The 16,001-nt window shown below is 36.4% G+C and carries 4 protein-coding genes; 3 read left to right on the forward strand and 1 reads right to left on the reverse strand.

Annotated features, from left to right (window positions below):
• The first annotated feature begins 220 nt into the window (after positions 1 to 220).
• The 3 genes from FVF61_RS01235 to FVF61_RS01245 all read left to right on the forward strand — a co-directional run bounded on the left by FVF61_RS01235 (position 221) and on the right by FVF61_RS01245 (position 15,469).
• The gene (locus FVF61_RS01235; RefSeq protein WP_148452426.1) at positions 221 to 3,871 is read left to right on the forward strand and encodes a T9SS type A sorting domain-containing protein; all 3,651 of its coding nucleotides are present in this window, start codon (positions 221 to 223) and stop codon (positions 3,869 to 3,871) included.
• Between the two features lie 1,200 nt (positions 3,872 to 5,071).
• Positions 5,072 to 10,699 (forward strand): CUB domain-containing protein, encoded by a 5,628-nt coding sequence (locus FVF61_RS01240; protein WP_148452428.1) that lies wholly within the window; start codon positions 5,072 to 5,074, stop codon positions 10,697 to 10,699.
• A gap of 219 nt (positions 10,700 to 10,918) precedes the next feature.
• Positions 10,919 to 15,469, forward strand: coding sequence for an Ig-like domain-containing protein (locus FVF61_RS01245; RefSeq protein ID WP_148452430.1), 4,551 nt, complete (start codon positions 10,919 to 10,921; stop codon positions 15,467 to 15,469).
• A gap of 110 nt (positions 15,470 to 15,579) precedes the next feature.
• On the opposite strand, the gene FVF61_RS01250 is transcribed toward FVF61_RS01245, so the two are convergent.
• Positions 15,580 to 15,903 (reverse strand): hypothetical protein, encoded by a 324-nt coding sequence (locus FVF61_RS01250; protein WP_148452432.1) that lies wholly within the window; start codon positions 15,901 to 15,903, stop codon positions 15,580 to 15,582.
• Between the last annotated feature and the right edge of the window lie 98 nt (positions 15,904 to 16,001).

Consider the following 16,001-nt stretch of genomic DNA (forward strand, 5'->3'; position numbering starts at 1 on the left):
TTCACTTTTCACTTTTCACTTCTCACACAATTAACATAAATCTTATAAGAAAAATCTGCATTTCATCGAAAAAAATATCAAATTCATAATTTTATGTTAAGATATATATATATTTGAAACACTCCCTAACATTCTACCATTAATACCTTTCCTAGTTTTTTTTCTGGTGTCCTATATCTTCAGTGTACCTATGCTATTAACTAATTAAATTATTTAATTCATGAAAAAAAACAACATTTTCCTTAGAGGGATAACATTATCGCTATGCCTCTTTTCATTAACAATCTATGGCCAGACCTTTAATGGTTCAGGTAGCTCGGATGATATTGAACGTTGTCCAACTACTGGGAGCGGAAGCGAATTTACTATTAACGTTTCTGGCGTATCAGCAGGTTTTGCCTTATCAGAAGTAGGGGTAGACATTACTCATACTTGGAATGTTGATATAGATATGACCTTAATATCTCCTGCAGGTACAGAAATTGATTTATCATCTGATAATGGTGGTGGATCTGGAAGTCTAGGCTATGATTGCTCATTTAGAGATGATGCAGCCACTTCAATAACTAGTGCCAGTGGACCCTTGGTAACCGGAATTTATAGTCCAGAAGAAGCTCTAGCCAACATGGGGACTGAAACCAACGGCACATGGACTTTATACATCTGTGACGATGCCGGAGGTGACGTAGGAAACTTAAATTCGTGGTCACTAACTTTTATTGAGCCACCTTGTTTTGCTGCAACTGGTGTAACTACTAGTTTTATTGCCGATAATTGTGGTTATGTAGATGTAAATATCACTACTGTAAATGATGCTGTATCTATAACAGATGGCATTAACTCTTGGGCTATTAGTGGTCCAGGTATTACTCAAGTAGGCCCATTTGCTGAAGGAGAAACCGTAAACTTATCAATTATACATGATGTTTCAGATTGTAATTTTGATCTAGACGAATTTGATTATTCTTGTCCACCAGCTAATGATAGCTGCGCTAATGCCATACCACTGGATTGTGATACTTCTGTTAGTGGATCTACAGTTGCTGCCACCAATCAAGATATTGGTACTTGTGTTACAGCATTAGGTGCAGGCCCTGGTGTATGGTATACAATTATGGGTACTGGCGATGACATTACAATAGACACAGAAGGATCGGACTTTGATACAAAATTAGGCGTTTTTGAAGGCTCTTGTAATAGTTTAGTTTGTGTTGACGGGGATGATGATGGTGGATCTGGCACTCTATCAGAATTAACATTTTCATCAACAGAAGGTGTAACATACTATATATATGTTACTGGCTTTTTACAGAACACAGGTAATTATGTCCTAAATGTAGATTGTGCTTGTAAAGCTAGTATGAATGAGTGTGCAATTGTTTACACATCGTTTGGCCCAGCAGCAAGTACAGACTTAACTGTTGTAGCAGAGTATGGTGTTGAACCATATACCTACGATTGGAGCGATGGCCAGTCTGGTCAAACAATTACAGTAGCACCAACATCAACCCAAGTGTATTCAGTACTTGTAACAGATGCCGAAGGATGTACCTCTACTGCCGTTACAAATGTATTGGTTTCAGATATAGATATTACCTGCCCTAATAATAATAATTCTGTAAAAGTAACGCTTTGTCACGATGGTCAAGAAATTTGCGTATCTGAAAATGCCGTACAAGCGCATTTAAACCATGGTGACTTTTTAGGCTCATGTAATCCTGATTTTGATTGTAGTACAGCTCCTTTATGTGATGCTGCTTTAAAAGTACCAGAACCTGAAGCAACAAATATATCTACAGAAATTGAAATAGTATGGAGTGCTGCAAGCGGTCTTGTAAATGGTTATTACCTATCAGTAGGTACAACTCTTGGTGGTACAGATATTTTAAATGCTGTAGATGTAGGCAACACATTAGAATATGATTTAAGTGGTCTTTTAGATTTTGAAACCACATACCACGTAAATGTTGTTGCTTATAACAATAATGGCGTTCCTACTAACTGCCAAGCATCAGACTACTTTACAACTGAAGAATCACCTTGTAACCAAGCACAATTTACAGAGTGTGGTCAAACATATTCAGGTAGTACAGTAGGACTTCCGGTTCAAAATGGTTTAAGCTGCGATATTAGTTTGGATACATCTGGTGGTGCCTGGTATTTATTTATTGGTAATGGCGATGAAATTACTATGGACACTAATGGTTCTAATTTTGATACTAGATTAGGTGTGTTTTCAGGAACTTGTGATGCACTAGTTTGTGTTGCAGGTGATGATGATGATGGTGATTCAACACAATCTTTATTAACTTTTATCTCTGCGCCAGGCACACCATATTTTGTTTATGTTACTGGATATTCAAGTAATGAAGGCGATTATGTCCTTAATATAACTTGCGTACCTCCTCCAACATGTGACGATGGCATACAAAACGGAAACGAAACTGGTGTAGACTGTGGCGGTCCTGATTGTGAGGAATGTCCACCACTACCAGGTCAAAATTGCGATAACGCAGAAGTGGTAGCGTGTGGCGATACTATTTCCGCTAGTACAGTAGGCTACCCTGTTCATCCTGAATTAAGCTCATGTAGTACCATACTAGATAACGCTGGTGGTCGTTTTTACAAATTTGTAGGTACTGGAGACAATGTGACTATTGACACTAATGGCAGTGGTATTGATACAGTTTTAGGCCTATTTTCAGGAAGCTGTAATGCTTTAACTTGTGTAGATTCTGACGATGATGGCGGTTCTGGTACGCGATCGTTAATTAATTTCGTTTCAGTACTTGGAACAGATTACTACATTTATGTAAGTGGATTCTCTGGAACAGGAAGCATTAACCTTAATGTTACATGCGTACCACCTCCACCAGAATGTAATGACAATGAAGTAACTGTAGTGATAAACACAGACAGCTTTTCTGATACTGATCCTAACACATGGGTAATTAGAAACGATTCAGATAATTCAATTGTAGCTGAAGGCAACAACTTGCCTGAAAGTTCTACAATTACAGACATCTTATGTCTGCCTGATGGATGCTATACGTTTACTATAAATGATGGATGGGGTGACGGTATTTTCCAAGATCCAGCTTACGTTATATCAGATTCAAACGGTGTATTAGTATCTGGTAGTGGTTATGACTTTGACTATTCTGTTTCTGAAAGTTTCTGTATACCACCACCACCACCAGCTCCTGGTGAAGCTTGTAGTACTGCTACTGCCCTAGTTTGTGGCGTAACAACAAGTGCTACAACTGTTGGAACAACAGGTTCAGATACTGTAACTGGTGGTTGTTCAATGAGCGCTTATGGTAAGTGGTTTACTTTTGTAGGTAGTGGCTCATCAACAACCGTTACTACAGTTGCGGCTTCAGGTTATGATCATGAAATGTCAATTTCAAGAGGAACTTGTGGTAGTTTAGTGAATGTTACTTGTAGAGATATTGGAGGTTCTGGTGGAACAGAAACTTACACATTCACGTCTATAGCAGGTACAACGTATTATGTTTACGTTGCACAGTGGTTATCAAGTAGTACTGCTACCGGAAACTTCACTATAAACGTGACCTCTTGTCAAACTGCTATTATGCCTAACCCGACAAATACTGAGGTAAGCTGGAGCATGTATCCAAACCCAGCTACTAGAGGTGAAGTACAATTAGATCTTACTAATTATTTAAACCAAGATGTAAACATCCAAATGATGGACTACTCTGGTAAAACATTAATGAATAAGGCAGAACCTAATTTACAAAACCCTAAATACAGAGTGAACACGCAAAACATGCCAAGTGGTATGTACTTTGTACGTGTGGTAACAGAATCTGGTACATCAATTAAAAAGTTGATTATTGCCAATTAGATTTTGAAAGTAATATCCCAAGTAATCTAACATAGATTATAAACGGATGAATAAAATGAAGCTGGATCATGGAAACATGGTTCAGCTTTTTTATTTCTTATATTTCAAACCTAATAAAGCTCCCCTCTTTAGTTAAAGAGGCGATCGAGCGTTAAGAAATAGTCCTGTGGACTATTTTAGTGAAGGGGCCTGCCCGGCTTGTCATTTAGGCGAAGTTATCAAATGCCAGATAGAATTGAAGATGGACGGGCGAGCTGGCGCATAGGCAAAGAACACACCTAGTCAACGGAGTCTGGAAGGGGAGTTTGTTTTCTCTTAAATCAACAATCATTAATCTTGATTCTTGAATTTTAAACCTAAAACCTGAAATTAAATCCCAAAATAATATAATCTTAAGATTGTCAGCCTAAACACAATTGTCACACTGAGCGCGCCTGTGCTGAGCTCGTCGAAGCATCGAAGTGCTGCCCTGAACAAAGCTGTCACACTAAGCTTATCGAAGTGCTGCCCTGAACGAATTGAAATGGTAGAATCATTTGTCATTACTACGTCGAATCTTCGATTTCAGAGCAAAACAAAGAATCCATTTGTCATTGACTACGTCGAATCTTCGATTTCAGAGCAGAGCGAAGAATCTTTGTGGAATAACTATATCTCAAAACTAAACTTGGAGTCAAAATTACAAATCTCAGTCAATTCTCAATTTTCAACCAACAACCGATTACGGACAACAACCAAAGGCCAACAGCTAACAAAAAACAGTCAATGCTATTTAGGCATGGACAAACACACAACCGACAACAGACAACCGACAACAGACAACATCTAACCCCTTTCAAATCAATATCTTTCATCAAACAAACAACGTTTTAACCGCTATAACGAACGTTTCATCGATTAGTTCTAATACTTGCCAAAATATTAACAAAACAATGATATTTTTATGTTAATAACATATCATGATTATGTAAGGGATTTATTTAAATATTTCGTATTTATTTATTACTTTGCACATATTATTGATATATATTTTCTTAATTCTTTAATAAAGTATTAAGAAAATAAGCCTCTTAAAATCTACACCTACCTACCACTTTTGTTATAACTAACAAGGGCTAATACGCCTTGTTACAACCCTATAGAACTAAATTTTAGCAACCTAAAAACATATTTTAAATATGTTTTTTATAACAACATAGCATGAAAAAAAACGACTCTTTTGCTTCTCTCCTAAAGCAATTATTTTCAAATAAATTATTTTTTACATTATGCCTTTTAATTGGTTTTTCTTTTAGTGGGTTTGGGCAACGATCAGGTTGCGACGATAATGCGGGTGGTTTAATTACAGCAGGAACTTCTTGCACACCTTCCACTTGGGATATCACCAACAATACATCAGATAATCAAGGCAGCACAGCATGTGGAGCTGGAAATTTTGATGATGTTTGGGGTAGATTTATTGGGAATGGTTTACCTACTACAATAACATATACTCCTGATCCTGGATTTGACGCCATAGTTTCAGTTTTTTCTGGAGCTTGCGGTACATTAACTTATGTTGCTTGTTCTAATTCTGGAGGTAATGGTGTTGCAGAAACCATAGTAATACCAACTATAAATTCAACCACTTATAGAATTAGAATTGAAAGAAGTGGCAGTGATGCTAATATGACTGGGGATATTTGTGTTTACTATACCCCTTGTAACAACCCAGCATCTATTAATCCAATAACAACTTTTGCTTCTACAACAGCTACAATAACCTGGCCTGCCGCAGCACCTGCTCCTGCTGGTGGCTATGACTATGTTGTGTCTACAGATAATAATCCAGGTGCAGCTGGAAACGTTGCTACTGGCAATACAAATACGACAAGCGCAAATGTTACAGGATTAACTGCTAATACCTTGTATTACGTATTTGTTAAAAGTAATTGCGAAACGAATTGGGTTGGTTCAGTACAATTTACAACTTTAAATACACCTGCTATTACTAACGACGAATGTACAGGTGCCATTGGCCTAACAGTCAATCCAGATCTAAACTGTGGCATTATGACAGCTGGTTCCAATGTGGGCGCTACAGCTTCACCAATGGGAGACGTGCCTAATGTAGACGGGAATCCCGATGATGATGTATGGTTTAGCTTCGTGGCAACAAGCACGCAACATGAAGTGTCTTTAGAAAATATAGTTACTATTAATAATGGAGGTGGTTTAGGAATAGCTGTTTACGATGGTGGAACTTCAGTAAATTGTAATGCTCTAACATTTGTAAACGATAGTAGTACCGAAGATATCGTTTTAACTGGTTTAACTATTAATAATATTTATATCGTTAGGATTTATGGACTAGCACCAACTACGTTTTCTGAACAATCAAATTTTGATGTTTGTGTAGGCACACCTGTTCCACCTGCAAATGACGAATGTAGCGGAGCCATAGTTGTAACCGTAAACCCAGATCAAAATTGCACGTTATTAACTCCCGGAACACTCAATTATGCCACAGATTCTGGTATTAATTCAGGTTGCAGTGGCAATGATGATGATGATGTCTGGTTTACATTTCAAGCTTCAGGTCCTTCACATACTATAGAATTATTAAATAACTCCAGCTCGACCAATTTAGATTTTACAGTATATGCTAACGACCCATGTTCTGGTTCAGATACGCCTTTATTGTGTTCCCCAGCTATAAGTAATACAGTTAGTGGATTAACTACTGGTAATACTTATTATGTTCAAGTTTATTCTAATGCCTCCACACCTCAGATATCTAATTTTGATGTATGTATAACATCACCAATTGCTAACGATGACCCTTGTGGAGCCATTAATATCCCTATAAACACCTGTATTGTTGGAAGTAATACGGGAGCAACAGATTCAGCTGATCCAAATATAGACACCCCTAGAGGTTGTGAACCAGTAAGTGCCAATTATAATGGTGCCGATGTTTGGTTTACAACCACAGTTGGTCCAACTGGAGGCTTACAAATAGACTTAACACATATAGGAGCTCCTTCTGATTTTGACGATGGTGTTATCGCTTTATATACGGGTACATGCTCTGGAAATTTAAACATTGTGGAATGTGATGATGATTCGGGAATTGGGTCTTTGGAACCTAGCTTTACTGCCTTTGGATTAACTCCTGGCGAAACGGTATATATCCGTGCTTGGGAATGGGGTGCAGGTGATGAAGGGACTTTTAATATATGCGTAACAGAAGTTACAAATCCCTGCAACAGCATTACTCCAATTGCTGCATGCGGAACGACAATAAATGCTACAATTCCATCTGGAAATGGTGTTTTTAATGAAACACCTTGTGGATCTTGGAATGTCCCTGGTGAGGAGGTAATTTATTCGTTCACTCCAACAATAACTGGTAATTATAATATAACACAAATATCAGCTTTCGATCATGTCAATTATTTATACAGCACGAGTTGTTCAGCATCAGGCTGGACATGTATTGATGATTTAATTGGCAATGGACAAACTAGTAGTTCTTTTCCTATGGACTCTGGAACCACATATTATATTATGCTAGATACCGAAATTACTACTGGAGGTAATGTTAGCTTTACTTTAGATTGCCCACCACCACCTCCGGAATGTGGCACAACCTTCTATGATACCGGTGGTATTTCAGGAAATTATTCCAACAATGAATACGAAGTAACAACAATTATACCTAGTAGCCCAGGAGAAGTCGTAACAGTGACGTTTACTTTTTTCGATACAGAATCTTGTTGTGACGACTTATCAATTTATGATGGGCCAGATGCCACTTATCCTTTATTAGGAACTTTTGCAGGTACCACACTACCTGGCACCTTCACTTCAAGTGACCCATCTGGAGCTTTGACTTTTGTTTTTGATAGTGATATCTCTTTTGTTAGAGGAGGCTGGGCTGCAGATATCACCTGCTCTATCCCTATACCTAACTGTGGTGAGACTTTTTATGACAGTGGCGGCACATCTAATTATTCAAATAACGAAAACAATACAACAACTATTTCTCCAGATAACGCTGGAGACGCAGTAACAGTTACTTTTAATTCATTTAACACAGAAGCAACTAACGATGTGCTTTTGGTTTATAACGGCTCTGATGCAACGGCACCACTCTTGGCCACGCTATCAGGAAACTTAAATGCGGCTTTACCCGGACCTTATACGTCAACAGATCCTTCTGGAGAATTAACTTTTGTATTTACAAGTAATGGTAGCAACCCCCAAAGTGGTTGGGAAGCTGATGTTACCTGTAGTATTTTGTGTAATTTAACGATTGCAGAAACGCTCAATCCTATTGGCGCAGATGCTTGCGCCTTAAATTATGCACAATTGGTTGCTACGACTTTTGGAAGCCCTGGTGGTACAACCCCTATTTTTTCAGAAGATTTTAGTGCAGGGGCTTTCCCGGCAGGTTGGATTAGAGTTAATAATTCTGGAAATACACAATGGATAATTTCTAACTCAGCTAATGCAGGTGGAACAGCAAACGAAGCTATGCTAGATTGGATAGGTGGCGGTTCTGGAGATATTGGAACATGGTCTCTAACCTCTCCTTTAATTGATATTGATGGATATACTAATTTAGAATTAGACTTTAAACAGGAGTTAGACCATTTTTCTAGTTCTTACCCATATTCTATTTATATTGAAACATCTTTAGATAATGCTACTTGGACAGTTCAAAATTCAGTAATTAATGTTTCTAATGATATTCCTCCATCTAATGTTAATATAGATCTATCATCTTTAGACGGAAATACGAATTTGTATTTAAGATTCCGATTCACAGGAGATGCTTTTGGCTTCTTTGATTGGTCAATAGACGATGTAATAGTAACAGCTTATGCACCACCAATATTACCACAAATAACATGGGCTCCTTGGCCTGGTTTATACTTAGATGCAGGGTTAACAACAGCTTATACAGGAGGTTTTACAGATACGGTTTACGCAGCTCCAAACGGTACAGAAACATATACTGCAACAGACCAAAATGGATGTTTTCAAACAGCTACCGTTACCCGAAATAAGAAAGTATGGATGGGTTATAATGATAACAACTGGTATGATGCTGGAAACTGGCTACCTAATGGCGTTCCTACTCTTACTGATTGTGTTCTTATTCCAGACATAGCTGTTTCAAATGTGGATATTCCAATTGCAGATGAAGCAGTTGCTTTAACCACGTTACCTACCCCTCCTAATATTATTGGTTTTGCTTTAAACTTAACTGTGGCACCTTCTGCTTCACTTGAAATAGCTTCAAACACAGAATTAGAAGTAACAGATTGGATTCACTTAGATGGAACCATAAACATTAGAGATTCTGGTAGTTTAATTCAAGTAAATGATGTCGCTAATACAGGTAATGGTGTAATGAACATGCAACGTAATGCAGGGACCGTAAACTCTTACGATTATATTTACTGGTCTTCTCCTGCCGATAATTTTAATGTAACTGACATTTCTTCAGCTACTGGTGAATTAATTTATGAGTGGATGCCAACAATTGGGACTAATTTGAATGGATTTGGAGATTGGAGACCTGCTTCAGGTGTCATGGCTCAAGGAAAAGGTTATATTGTAAGAGGCCTTGTAAATACCTTACCTGTACCTGCAAATACTGCTCAATTTTCTGGGTTGCCAAGAAATGGCACTATAACTACACCAATAACTAGAGGGATTCATATTACTGGACCATATACAACACCTGGAGATACTCAAGCGACTAACGAAGATGATAACTGGAATCTAATTGGAAACCCATACCCTTCAGCTATTTCTTATGCAGATTTTATTGCTGACAATCCTTATATAGATGGTACTATCTATTTTTGGACGCATCAAAATGCGCCAAGTGCTATAAACAGCCCATTTTATTATGATTTCCTATATAATTATAGTGACGATTATATAGATTACAATGGTACTGGACCGAATCCATCAGGCTTCAATGGAGATATCGCAGCAGGTCAAGCCTTTTTTGTACTCATGCTAGATTCACCTACTGCTGGAACTTCCGAAAATGTATTCTTTAATAATAACATGCGAAATCCAACTTTAGATAATAGTCAGTTTTATAGAACAACTGAAGCTTCTAATCAAAGCTCTACAAGCATAGAACGCCATAGAATTTGGCTTGACTTAATTAATCCTAACGAAATAGCTACCTCCATTTTAATAGGTTATGTAGAAGGAGCTACAAACGGTAATGATCGCTTATTTGATGGATATGAATTTGAGAGTTCTTCAATTAGTTTTTACTCTCTAATCGAAGAAGAAAAAATGTCAATCCAAGGTAGAAGCCTGCCTTTTGATGAAACAGATATGGTGCCTCTAGGTCTTGTAATTCCACAAAGTGGAAATTACACCATAGCTATTAACACTATCGATGGATTATTCGAAACAGAGTCTCAAGATATTTATTTAGAAGATACTTACAATGGAATCATTCACGATTTAAGAATAAACCCCTATAGCTTCAATTCTGAAACTGGCACCTTTGATGATAGGTTTATCTTACGTTATACAAACAATGCACTTTCCATAGAAGAATTTGAAACAAATGCTGGCATATTAATTTCTGCTCCTCAAAACAGTTATATAAAAGTAACTTCTAAAATAGAGAATATAAAATCTGTATCAGTTTACGATGTCTTAGGTCGTGTTTTATATAACAACCACAACATCAATGAAACAGAATTGATTATAAATAATATAACGAATTCAGATGGAGTTTTATTTGTTAAAGCCATATTAATCAACGGACAACAAAAAATTCATAAAGTTATTATTAAACAGTAGAAAATAATTTCCATTAGAATTAAAACCCTCGATTAATAAAAAAAATCGAGGGTTTTTATTTGACTACAAATGAGAAATTGCATTATAACAGATTTAGTAGCTCATAATCTAATTTATATGAAAACATTCCAAATTTAAATTAATTTTACTACATCTTAACGCTTTGTTTTTCAGTAATGTACAAGGAGTTAAAAAAACAATATCCTAACTCACTCTATTATGAAAAAATATTGTGTTTTCTCAGCATCTAAACTTATTTCAAGTTTATATATTAAATCATTATATGTTTTAATATTTCTTTTTACAACTTCAATTGGGTATGGACAGACTACTATATTTTCTGAAGATTTTGAAACAGCAACTGGTGCTGAAAATATAGCGGCACCATATTTAGGCTGGCAAATTGGACAATTTACAACAAACCCATCTACAAATAACAATTATTGGTGGATGTTTGACAATACGCGTTGTAATGTGATTAATGGAACGCATTCTATGGCAGTAAGCAATAATACACCTGCAACCACTGGCATGTTACCTAGATATGATGAATATCGAGTGGCTTCAACACTCGTATATTACACGACAGCAATAGATGCTACCAATTACACCAATCTTACCATGGATTTTAATTGGTATGGTGAGGGTGAAGCTGGAAATGATTATGCTTCAGTTATGTACTCCTTTGATGGAACTAATTGGGCTGGAATTCCAGGGAATTATAACGGACAAACTACGGTACAATCTGTTACGAATATAGATTTATCTTTTCTTGATGGTCAAACCTTCTTCATTGGCTATAGATGGGTAAATGATAGAGAAAATCCTAACAGTAATAATGTGGGCGCTTCCAGTTTTGTGGTTGATGATATTTTTGTAAAAGGTATTGCTTTAACACCTTGTACTACTCCTAACCAACCAACAGGTTTAAATTTAACACAATCTGGCGATACCGTTAGTGGCACCTTTACTGCTTCAGTCCCAGACCCAGACAACTATTTAGTAGTAATCAGCACAATGAATACAGCCCCAACACTTACCAATGGTGCTATCTATCCAATTGGCTCAAATATTGGAGCTGGTTATACGGTTGTAGATAATGATTCAGACACCACATTTACAGCTGCAGGCCTTAGTCCTTCAACTACTTATTATATTTATATATTCTCTTTTGATAATGGCTGCCTTGGTGGTCCTCAATACAATAGTGTAACGCCATTAACAGGAAATATTCTGACGTCTAGTTCTGCATATTGTACACCAAATACCAACAATTCAACAGCTACAAAATATATTAATGATGTTCAGTTTATTGGAACTTTAAACGATGTCTCTAATTTAGGCAATGGTTACTTTCAAACCAACACAACAACCTGTCTAACTCCAAATAATACCTCAACAGGCTACCAAAACTGGACCTGCAGACCTAAAAGCCGTCAGGCCCAAGGCGAAGGCGTGAATATTTATGTGGGCTCCTCTACTGGAAGAGGCTTATGGAAAGCTTGGGTTGATTGGAATAAAGATGGTGATTTTACGGATGCTGGAGAACAAATTTATGATACAAATGGAATTGCAACAACAACTACAACTTTTGGTTTTGTGATACCTTCTGCTCAAGCTATTGGTGACTATAGAATTAGAATAAGGTTTTATAGTGCAATAGGATACTATAATGGCCAAGGAAATGCATGTGATGGAAATTATGAATACTTGAGTGACCCATTAAATCATTTTGATAGCTGTACTACATTTACAGGATTTACTGGAAATATGAACTATGGTTGTGGTTTAAGATCAGTTACTTGGTACGAATATGGGGAAGCCGAAGATTATCTTTTTACAGTAGTCCCTAATTGTGTTTCAAAAATAACCAGTATTACTGATGGTGAAACCTGTGGCCCAGGTCCTGTTACTTTAACAGCAACTGGAACTGGTGGACCTAATTTAACATATAAATGGTATAATTCTGAAACTGGAGGAAGTCTTATAGCAACAACTACTACCGGATCATATTCTCCAATTATTTCTGATACTACAACCTATTGGGTAACCGTAGATAATGGAAGTTGCGAATCTCTAGTTAGAACCAAGGTAATTGCCACATTAAACCCGATAACCGATGTAACCATAACTTCAATAGCAACTATTTGTGGTGAGAACGACATTGTTGAAATTTCAGCAACAGGTGATACAGAAATTGCCTATTTGATTGACGAAGATTTTGAAACAGGAGGACTTGGTTCTTTTTCACAAAATAATATAGAAATTAATGGGGCTCCTTACGATGGCATATCTCAATGGCAAACAAGAACAAGCACTTATGTGCCTTCTGAAAACGTTTGGTTTCCTGCAATTTCATCAGGTTTTGGAGCAAACATTTTTGCAATGAGTAATGCCGATTCTGGTATTATTCATACCGAAAATGAATTAGTGTCTCCAATAGTGAATACTTCAACCTTCACTAATTTAACATTAGAATTAGACATGTATTTTTCACGTTATTTTGTTAGCATAAATACCCCTGAATATGTAAATATAGAAGTTTCAACTGATGGTGGAGCCACTTGGCCAAATATAATTTCAAATATTACAGATGACATAGGTTATGGCACTAATTTTACTCATTTAAGCTACAACTTAGATGCTTATATTGGGCAGACAAATTTACGCATTCGAATTTATTATTATTCAGCTTGGGGAGACGGTGTAGCAGTAGATAACATTAAATTATTTGGAGAAAGGCCTTTAACACCTTCTTTTACTTGGTCTGGTGGTGTAAATGCCTTTACAGATCCAGCTGCAACAATACCTTATATAGATGGAACGGCTACTTTAGGCACCTTGTATATTAAACCTACATTAGCTCAATTAGAAGAACCTGAATTTACTTTTACAGCTAATGCAACTCTTTCTAATGGCTGTACTATTAGTAAAGATATAACTTTACAAAATAAAACCAAAGTATGGATAGGCGACCGAAATGGCTCTCAAGATTGGGATGATAATAATAATTGGGCACCCAATGGAATTCCAACTGCAGATAATTGTGTCATAATACCTTCTCCTGTTAAAATCCCTAATCCTGGAATCCCAACACCTCCACTACCTGGCTACAAAGCATTTGCTAAAAACCTGACCATAAAACCAGCAGGTGATTTGGAACTATTAAGCGAGCAAAATTTAATAGTAACAGATTGGATCCATATAGATGGAACTATGGACCTTAATGATTCTGCTAATTTAATTCAGATAACTGATGGCGCTCCTAATACAGGAAACGGAAACATGACCATGAAACGTACAGTAAATCTGTTAAGTCCCTACGATTATATTTATTGGTCATCACCAACCAACGAAGATTTTAACGTAACCAACGTATCTCCTAATTCAACATACATTTATTATTGGCGTCCAACTATTGCAGGAAATGGAGCTGGAAATTATGGCAATTGGCAAGCCACTACTGAAATAATGCAAAATGGTAAAGGGTACATTATTAGAAATGTTACTGGAACACCTACACCATTGACACCTGAATTTGTTGGTATTCCTAACAATGCAATCATTACAAGAAGCATTACAAGAGGTAACTATACTGGAGTTGATTATCCTGGAGCAGGAAACACTATGGCTACGGCTTTAGACGATAACTGGAACTTAGTCGGAAATCCATACCCTTCAGCTATTTCTGCAAGTAAGTTTATTGCACAAAATGCCTCTTTAATTACTACAGATAATACAGATCCAACAATCACTGGCACCATATATTTATGGAATCATTTGAACATGCCAAGCGATTTAGTTAGCGATCCTTTTTATGGCAATTTTGTGTACAACTATAACCCAAATAATTATATAGCTTTCAATAATACAGGATCTAATCCTATTGGTTTTAATGGGAATATAGCCTCTGGTCAGGCATTCTTTGTATTGATGGATGATAGTGCGCCACAAGTTGGTTCTAATGTAACATTTAACAACAACATGCGTTTCGATGATACTAACCCAACCAATCCAACACCATATGGAAATAATGAGTTTTTTAAAACCATGCAAAACCCAAAATCTGAGGCCTCCCGAAACAACCTAGAAAAACACAGAATTTGGTTAGATTTAATTGCTCCTAATAATATGGCAAATTCTATTTTAATTGGATATATTGAAAATGCAACAAATGAAGTGGACAGGCTTTATGACGGTTTTGAATTAAGCGAAACTAGCTCTAGATTCTATTCTTTAATTGAAAATAATAAAATGGCTATCCAAGGAAGAAGCCTTCCTTTTAATACGGATGACACGGTTTCTTTAGGTCTTGTAATTCCACAAAGTGGAAATTACACCATAGCTATTAACACTATCGATGGATTATTCGAAACAGAGTCTCAAGATATTTATTTAGAAGATCTCTATAATGGAATCATCCACGATTTAAGAATAAACCCCTATAGCTTCAATTCTGAAACTGGCACCTTTGATGATAGGTTTATCTTACGCTATACAAACAATACCCTAACCATTGAAGAGTTTGAAACACATGCAGGAATTTCCATCTTGGCTCCTAACAATAGTTATATTAAAGTAACAACAAGTTTAGAACCAATAAATTCTGTAACAGTTTACGATGTCTTAGGCAAAGTGTTATATAAAAATCATAATATCAATGAATCAGAACTTATGATAAACAATCTTAGTAATTCAATTGGTGTGCTTTTTGTAAAAGCAATTCTAACTAATGGGCAACAGAAAACCCAAAAAGTCATTTTGAAATAATGTTAGTTCTTGAAATTTATGTGGACTTCCATTTTACCTCTCCTTTGGAGAGGTCGAAACTTCCTTTTCCGGAAGTTTCGGGAGAAGCTAGAAGTTTCGGGAGAGGCTAATTAAAAATAATGAATAAAACTCCAAAAAGACCTGGACTTTAAATAGTTTAGATCTTTTTCATTGGTATAAGCTTCACGTTCAAAAGAAATCTCTTTATAAGCTAAATGCCAAGATTTGTATTGGAACAACCGAATAAGAAATTCAAAACCATAAATAATATAAAATGGCAAAACCAATAATTCTAACTGCTGTCTTAAATGAATCCGTTCATGATTTATTAATACAACATCTTGCTTTAAACTTTCATGTTTTAAAATCACAAATGGAAAAATGCTAATCCCCAAATAGCCCTTTGGTACAATATATTTTGAATATACAATCATAACCACAAAGATTCAAAAATCAGTCCAAAACATATCTAATAAATTACTTCAAGTTCTGTGTCTTGTCCTGAAATAGCTATACACAAAACAAGTGTATG

Origin of the sequence: Xanthomarina maritima, from assembly GCF_008084905.1 — a bacterium.
In the GTDB taxonomy this organism is placed as follows: Bacteria; Bacteroidota; Bacteroidia; order Flavobacteriales; family Flavobacteriaceae; genus Xanthomarina; species Xanthomarina maritima.

Bases quoted from the DNA above. Each gene is read 5' to 3' on its own strand.
- FVF61_RS01235 (WP_148452426.1), top strand. From the start codon at position 221: ATGAAAAAAAACAACATTTTCCTTAGAGGGATAACATTATCGCTATGC.
- FVF61_RS01240 (WP_148452428.1), top strand. From the start codon at position 5,072: ATGAAAAAAAACGACTCTTTTGCTTCTCTCCTAAAGCAATTATTTTCA.
- FVF61_RS01245 (WP_148452430.1), top strand. From the start codon at position 10,919: ATGAAAAAATATTGTGTTTTCTCAGCATCTAAACTTATTTCAAGTTTA.
- FVF61_RS01250 (WP_148452432.1), bottom strand. From the start codon at position 15,903: ATGATTGTATATTCAAAATATATTGTACCAAAGGGCTATTTGGGGATT.